The 6898-nt window shown below is 56.5% G+C and carries 7 protein-coding genes and 2 tRNA genes; 3 read left to right on the top strand and 6 right to left on the bottom strand.

Going from position 1 to position 6898, the window contains the following annotated elements:
• From PHS32_RS18480 to PHS32_RS18465, 4 genes are all read right to left on the bottom strand, one after another.
• The coding region (locus tag PHS32_RS18480; protein WP_301080578.1) for a DUF3443 family protein at positions 1–802 on the bottom strand (802 nt) is incomplete at its 3' end.
• 4 nt (positions 803–806) lie between these two features.
• The gene (locus tag PHS32_RS18475; RefSeq protein WP_301080566.1) at positions 807–1289 is read right to left on the bottom strand and encodes a DUF2844 domain-containing protein; all 483 of its coding nucleotides are present in this window, start codon (positions 1287–1289) and stop codon (positions 807–809) included.
• Positions 1290–1386: 97 nt separating this feature from the next.
• Positions 1387–1463 (bottom strand) — tRNA-Arg (locus PHS32_RS18470).
• 20 nt (positions 1464–1483) lie between these two features.
• Positions 1484–1560: transfer RNA gene (locus PHS32_RS18465), tRNA-Pro, on the bottom strand.
• Between the two features lie 106 nt (positions 1561–1666).
• Between PHS32_RS18465 and aat the strand changes: the two genes are divergently transcribed.
• The 3 genes from aat to PHS32_RS18450 all read left to right on the top strand — a co-directional run bounded on the left by aat (position 1667) and on the right by PHS32_RS18450 (position 4024).
• On the top strand, positions 1667–2431 hold the full coding sequence (aat, locus tag PHS32_RS18460) for a leucyl/phenylalanyl-tRNA--protein transferase (protein ID WP_301080565.1): 765 nt from the start codon (positions 1667–1669) through the stop codon (positions 2429–2431).
• The gene (locus PHS32_RS18455) at positions 2428–3171 is read left to right on the top strand and encodes an arginyltransferase (protein ID WP_301080564.1); all 744 of its coding nucleotides are present in this window, start codon (positions 2428–2430) and stop codon (positions 3169–3171) included. Before aat ends, PHS32_RS18455 begins: the two co-directional genes overlap by 4 nt.
• Positions 3172–3235: 64 nt before the next feature.
• Positions 3236–4024, top strand: coding sequence for an IclR family transcriptional regulator (locus PHS32_RS18450; protein WP_301080563.1), 789 nt, complete (start codon positions 3236–3238; stop codon positions 4022–4024).
• Between the two features lie 7 nt (positions 4025–4031).
• Here PHS32_RS18450 and PHS32_RS18445 read toward each other — a convergent pair whose 3' ends face one another.
• Together PHS32_RS18445 and PHS32_RS18440 are read right to left on the bottom strand one after the other, a co-directional pair.
• Positions 4032–5120, bottom strand: coding sequence for a serine hydrolase (locus PHS32_RS18445; protein ID WP_301080562.1), 1089 nt, complete (start codon positions 5118–5120; stop codon positions 4032–4034).
• A gap of 112 nt (positions 5121–5232) precedes the next feature.
• Positions 5233–6771, bottom strand: a complete 1539-nt coding sequence (locus PHS32_RS18440) for a 2-isopropylmalate synthase (protein ID WP_301080561.1) — start codon at positions 6769–6771, stop codon at positions 5233–5235.
• Between the last annotated feature and the right edge of the window lie 127 nt (positions 6772–6898).

The raw sequence follows: 6898 nt of genomic DNA, 5'->3' as shown, positions 1-6898 counted from the left end.
TATTGGCTTGCGTGGCAACACCAAAAATGAGCGATCCGGTCAAGCTGGTTGCGATGGTCGAGTTGACCGCTGGCAACTCAACCAACACACCGTTGTTGTCGGTCGAAAACAAGGGTACCGGATTCTTTACCTGCTGGGCCAGGGTGGCCTTGGCTCCGGTGGTGGTGGTGCAACTGGCACTGGTGCAGGTGTAATAAAAGCCGTTGTGGGTGGTGGCTGTACACCCTGCGCCACAGTCCTCCTTGAACAAGCCAAGCCCGACGATGCCGTTGGCGCCCAGATTAGCGCTGCTTGTCATGGCCGTGCCTCCGATCGAACAGGCCCCGGCGGGACTGCTGAAGGCCGGATCGGCGATGATCTGGATCGGCACAGCGGCAGCAGTCTTGCCCCCCAACACAATATCAGCTGTCACCACCGGGCCCCAGGCAAAAGTGTTATCGACAAACTGAACGCAATTGAGCAAAGGAAAACCGGTCGCGCCTGTGCTTCGGGCAAGACCGAGAGAGGGTGCAATGGCGCTGGACAGCAGCCTCAAACCGGTGGAGCCAGTATCCACCAGAACGTGGTCAATGGTCCCGCATTGGGTGGTGCTGCCAGGCTGACAAATTTTGACCGTGGCATACAGGCGATTGACGTTGTAACCCGAACCAGTAGGACCGGTATCGACCGTGACACCCAGCACATTGCTCAGGGTCGGTGTTGGAGTTGGAACAGGTGTTGGAGTTGGGGTCGGCGCTGATCCACCGCCGCCGCACGCCGTAAGCAGAGTTGCCAGCAGGGCCAGTGCGGCCGCACGAAGCAAAGAATTATTCAAGTACATCTTTGATATTGACACCGGTGGGGATCAGGGCCGGTGCATAGGCATGGCCAAAAAAATTTCGCATGCGCCCGCCGGACCTCACAACGAGGTCAGCTCGTTCAAGCTGAACTGGCGAGCCGCGCTTGCCGATCAAGCGTGCCGAATCAGTTTCAGCCTTGAAGGTCGAGAAATAGTCGCCCAGCAGCGCACTCAGGTCAGGCAACACCGGACCGCGCCACGTCACCGCAAAAACCACCCCGGAAGGTGTCGCATACTCCCGAACCCTGGTTCCATTTTCAAGCACGGCTTCATGCAGAACGTAAAGACCGGGTTGCGCGGCGGGCGTGGCAGCCAGTCTCCTTGCTCCGGGGGGCGCAGCCGCTGGGGTAGGCGCTTGCCCCAGCGCAGCCCTTGATTCTTCTACACCGCTCGCCAGCGCCAGCCCGAGCAGCATGATTCGAACAAGATCTAACCGAAAAAGCTGTTGCATGTGGAATCTCAAACTCAAACGCGATACGGTTCCCGCTGGATTATCACGGTTCATTCTGGCAGCGCTGGCGCAAGTTACAGAGTCTCACAATCCAGCGTGGTCTGCCCGGAGGGGATCGAACCCCCGACCCACAGCTTAGAAGGCTGTTGCTCTATCCAACTGAGCTACGGGCAGAGATCGAGAGAAAAAAGACATGGTCGGGGCGAAAGGATTCGAACCTTCGACCCTCTGGTCCCAAACCAGATGCGCTACCAGGCTGCGCTACGCCCCGACACGATGCTATTGTAACGGGTGGCATCGATGCCTCCTCCGGAAAACAGTCGTTTCGGGTTAACCAAACGAGCCGTCTCGGCCAGGCCATCGGATACATTCTGGCCATGCCGTCCCAACCTCCTCCCCTTGCATGGCTCAGGCCGGGCGAAGACTTTCCCCCAGCCAGTCAGGCCTGGAGTGAAGGCTCTCCCGCACCGGGACTGCTGGCGGCAGGTGGCGCCCTGGATGTCGACAGTCTGTGCCAAGCCTACAGTCAAGGGATTTTCCCGTGGTTCAGCGAAGGGCAACCCATTTTGTGGTGGAGTCCCAATCCCAGAATGGTGCTCAATGTTTCGGAATTCCGGCTCCATCCTTCATTCAGGAAAACACTGCAAAAATTTCGCAAGACAGCTTTATGTGAAATTCGAATCGACTCCGCCTTTGAACAAGTCATCGGAGCTTGCGCAATCAGCCCCCGGGCGGGGCAGGCCGGTACCTGGATAGTGCCCGACATGATCGCCGCCTACAGCGCGCTGCACCGAGCCGGATTTGCCCATAGTGTGGAGGTATGGGTCAATGACCAGCTCGCGGGAGGCCTGTATTGCGTCGCACTGGGCAAAGCCGTGTTTGGCGAGTCCATGTTCAGCCGCCTCACCGACGCCTCCAAAATTGCGCTGGCAGCATTGATTTGCTTTTGCCGCCGGCACGCCATCGGACAAATTGATTGCCAGCAAAACACCCGTCACCTCGCCTCCTTGGGCGCACGCGAGATCCCGCGCGATCAGTTTCTCAAACAGGTAGCGGTCGGGCTCGCCCAGACCGCGCCGGTCTGGCGCTTTGACACCCTATACTGGAACGAACTGCTGCCTTCAAAACCCTCTCCAACGTGACGCATCTCAACGATCTGCCCCCGCAAGCGCTACAGTTTTACGCAACTGCGTCCTATGCCTGTAGCTATCTGCCCGAAAAACAGGCTCGGTCGCAGGTCGCAACGCCGAGTCACTTGATTGACAGCACGACTTATTCCAAACTGGTTAGCCAGGGTTTTAGGCGTAGCGGCATGTTCACCTATCGGCCCTATTGCGATGACTGCCACGCCTGCACACCGATACGGGTTCTTGTCAACGAATTCGCACCCGACAGAAGTCAGCGCCGCGCCTGGTCGCGCCATTCGAACCTGCAGGCCCGGGTACTCAAGCTGTGTTTCATGGAAGAACACTACGATCTGTATCTACGCTATCAAAACGGCAGACACCCCGGTGGCGGCATGGACCAGGACAATGTCAGTCAATACACACAATTCCTGTTGCAAAGCCGGGTGAATTCCCGTTTGGTTGAATTTCGCGACCAACCGGCCGATGGCAGCCCGGGCCGTTTGAAAATGGTCTCGATACTGGACCTGCTGGACGACGGAATTTCATGTGTCTACACCTTTTACGAACCAGACCCCAGGAGCAGTTTCGGCAGTTACGGCGTCCTGTGGCATATTGCCCAAGCCAAGACACTCAAACTACCTCATGTTTACCTCGGCTACTGGGTCGGTGAAAGTCGAAAAATGAAATACAAGGCCAATTTCCGTCCGTCCGAGTTTCTCGTAGCCGGGCAATGGGTTACTGACAACCCAAGCTGAAACAGGCGAAATGCACCCAACATTTCACCAGATAAAATCAAAAAACCGCAGACCAGGAGTTCCCATGCGAAAAGCAGATTCCAGCATTGCCACGACACCAACAGTTCAGGTGATCGAGCGCATGTTTACCTTGATTGACGTTTTGGCGTCGCGGGAAGAAGCGATTTCACTGAAAGAGATTAGCGAGAAATCCGGTCTGCATCTGTCCACCACACACCGCCTGTTGAACGACTTGGCGACCGGACGTTTTGTCGAACATCCTCAGCCAGGGAGTTATCGGCTCGGTATGCGTCTGCTCGAATTGGGGAATTTGGTGAAAAGTCGCCTCAACGTACGCGACGCAGCCCTGCTACCGATGCGCGAACTCCACAAATTGATCCAGCAACCCGTCAATTTGAGCTTGCGTCAGGGTGACGAGATTGTCTATATTGAACGCGCCTACAGTGAGCGTTCCGGCATGCAGGTGGTTCGTGCCATTGGAGGTCGTGCCCCTCTGCACCTGACTTCTGTGGGCAAATTATTTCTGGCGGCAGATGACCCGCAACGGGTCCGCGCCTATGCCACACGAACCGGCTTGAGCGGCCATACAAAAAACAGCCTGACTCAACTGTCGACATTGGAACGAGAGCTGTCCAAGGTGCGCCAATATGGTATTGCGCACGACAATGAAGAGTTGGAACTTGGAGTGCGTTGCATGGCCGCCGGTATCTACGATGACCAAGGCACGCTGGTGGCAGGTTTGTCAATTTCTGCCCCGGCCGGGCGCTTGGAAGAAGCGTGGCTGCCCAAGCTGCAGTCGACCGCGCGGGAAATTTCAAAAACTTTGGGTTTTAAACCCGACTCCCAGCGCTAGCAACAGGTCAACCCCTGGCTTTGGCGCTGAATCTTCCACTCACGACAGCTGCGTCCGTGTTGGGCGCCGGGGTTGAGACCGCCGTAGGCGTCGACTCGACCCAATGCCGCACCCGTTCGGCGTCACCGATACGACTGAGTTTACCGGCCGAGTCAAGAAAAACCATGATAAGTTTGCGTCCGGCAACTTTGGCCTGCATCACGAGGCACTGTCCCGCTTCCGTGATATAGCCAGTCTTCTGCAAACCGATGTCCCACAAAGGATTCTTCACCAGCCGGTTGGTGTTCCTGTATTGGAGCGTTCGTTTGCCAACGGCCACCTGGTAGTCGGGTGAAGTAGTCAATTCACGCAAGATTGGATCGCCATGCGCAACATTCACCAGTTTCGCCAGGTCGCGCGCGCTGGACTGATTCTTGCTGGAGAGTCCAGTCGGCTCCGCGTAGTTGGTGTCGTTCATGCCGATTAACCGGGCCTTGGCGTTCATCAAGCCAACGAAGACCGGCAATCCGCCGGGATAGCTGCGCCCCAGGGCATGCGCCGCACGGTTTTCACTGGACATCAAAGCCAAATGCAACAACTCGCCCCGGCTCAGCTCAGTACCCACTTTCAAGCGCGATGAACTACCTTTTTCGGTGTCCACATCGGCTTGGGAAATCGTGATCATCTCGTCCATCGGCAAGTGGGCTTCACTGAGAACCAAACCGGTCATCAGCTTGGTGAGAGAGGCGATAGGCAAAACGGCCTTGTCATTCTTGCTGAACAACACTTCACTTGTATCCTGGTCGATCACCAAGGCGGCGCTGGATTTCAAATCCAGAGAATCGCGAGCACCGTGCAAACCGGCAAGCTGCCCAAAAGAGGGCCGCAGTGGCACAGCTTCAGCGCGGACAACAGATTTACGCCTGACCGTCACCGATGGTTTGGCAGCCTTTCGTTTGGCGACAACCTTGGTCTTGGCCGTCTTGCCATGCTGAGGTTTGCTCTGCGCCGCATCGGCCTGCGGCAGCGAGAAGGCAAGAACAAAAACCGTCAAGCTAAAGAAGAAGAGTAATCGGCGCAAAGTGCTTCCAAACGCAATCTGATGAGAAAAAGACATCTATCCAACTCCGGACATATTTCTCGATGGCTCAAGTTTATACAGAAAAGTCGCACAATATCAAATACTTGCACGACTTTCCTAAACAAAAACCTGGAAATAGGTGGTTACCCTAGCCTTGCGCAGCCACCCGATCCGCTTTGCTATGCAGTTTGTTGAGCGCACTCAGGTAGGCTTTGGCGGAGGCCACGATGATATCGGGGTCGGCGCCAATACCGTTGACAACCCGTCCGCTATTCTGCAAACGCACCGTCACCTCACCCTGGCTTTCGGTCGAACCGCTGATCGCGTTCACTGCATAGAGCACCATCTCGGCACCGCTTTTGACATGGGCTTCGATGGCTTTGAGGGACGCATCGACCGGGCCATCCCCGTCTGAAGAACTTTTCACTTCCTTGCCGTTGGCGGTGAAAACAATACTCGCTTGCGGACGCTCGCCCGTCTCGCTGTGCTGAGACAGCGAAACAAAACCATACTGTTCCGGCTCATGCGTCACATCCCGATCGCTTGCCAGCGCCAGTATGTCTTCGTCAAAAATCTCGCTCTTGCGATCCGCCAATTCCTTGAATTTGGCAAAAGCGGCGTTGATGTCGGCCTCGCTCTCCATCTGAACTCCCAGTTCCTGCAGGCGTTGTTTGAAAGCGTTGCGCCCGCTGAGTTTGCCCAGAATGATTTTGTTGGCGGTCCAGCCCACATCCTCCGCCCGCATGATTTCGTAGGTGTCGCGCGCTTTCAGGATGCCGTCCTGGTGAATCCCGGAGGCATGGGCGAAGGCATTGGCACCAACCACCGCCTTGTTCGGCTGAACCACAAAGCCAGTGGTCTGGCTGACCATGCGACTGGCCGCCAGAATATGCGTGGTGTCGATGCCCAAATCAAGCCCGAAATAGTCGCGGCGCGTCTTGACCGCCATGACCACCTCTTCCAGACTGCAATTACCCGCCCGCTCGCCCAGCCCGTTGATGGTGCACTCGACCTGACGGGCTCCCCCGATCTTCACGCCCGCCAATGAGTTGGCGACTGCCATGCCCAGATCATTGTGGCAATGCACCGACCAGATGGCCTTATCCGAATTTGGAATCCGTTCGCGCAGGTTCTTGATGAAATTGCCGTAGAGTTCAGGGATGGCATAGCCCACTGTGTCCGGCACGTTGATGGTGGTGGCGCCCTCGCTAATCACAGCCTCCAGAATACGGCACAGAAAATCAACATCGCTGCGGTAGCCGTCCTCCGGACTGAACTCCACATCGTCAACCAGGTTGCGCGCAAAGCGCACAGCCAGCCTGGCTTGCTCGAACACCTGATCAGGCGTCATGCGCAGCTTCTTTTCCATGTGCAGCGCGGAGGTCGCAATGAAAGTGTGGATGCGGGCGCGATTGGCGCTTTTGAGTGCTTCCGCGGCCCGCGAAATATCCCGGTCATTGGCACGCGACAGCGAGCAGATGGTCGAATCCTTGATCGCCTGGGCGATGCCTTGGACCGCCTCGAAATCACCGTTTGAACTGGCGGCAAAACCGGCTTCGATAACGTCGACCTTCAAGCGCTCGAGCTGACGAGCGATGCGCAGCTTTTCGTCTTTGTTCATGGACGCGCCGGGCGACTGCTCGCCATCGCGCAAAGTGGTATCAAAAATAATCAATTTGTCAGTCATCTGGTTTCTCCTGTGTTCCTGAAAATCCGCAAACGAAAAAATTGGCGCCTAAAACAAAAAGCCCGCTGCGGACGCATACGGGCTTTTGGTTTTGGTGAGCGCGTGCGCTACCGTCTCCGCCCGTCTG

Origin of the sequence: Rhodoferax sp. (genome assembly GCF_028714215.1) — a bacterium.
Classification (GTDB): Bacteria; Pseudomonadota; Gammaproteobacteria; order Burkholderiales; family Burkholderiaceae_C; genus Rhodoferax.
Note: the sequence above shows the minus strand (reverse complement) of the source record. Positions and strands in the feature narration are given on the sequence as shown.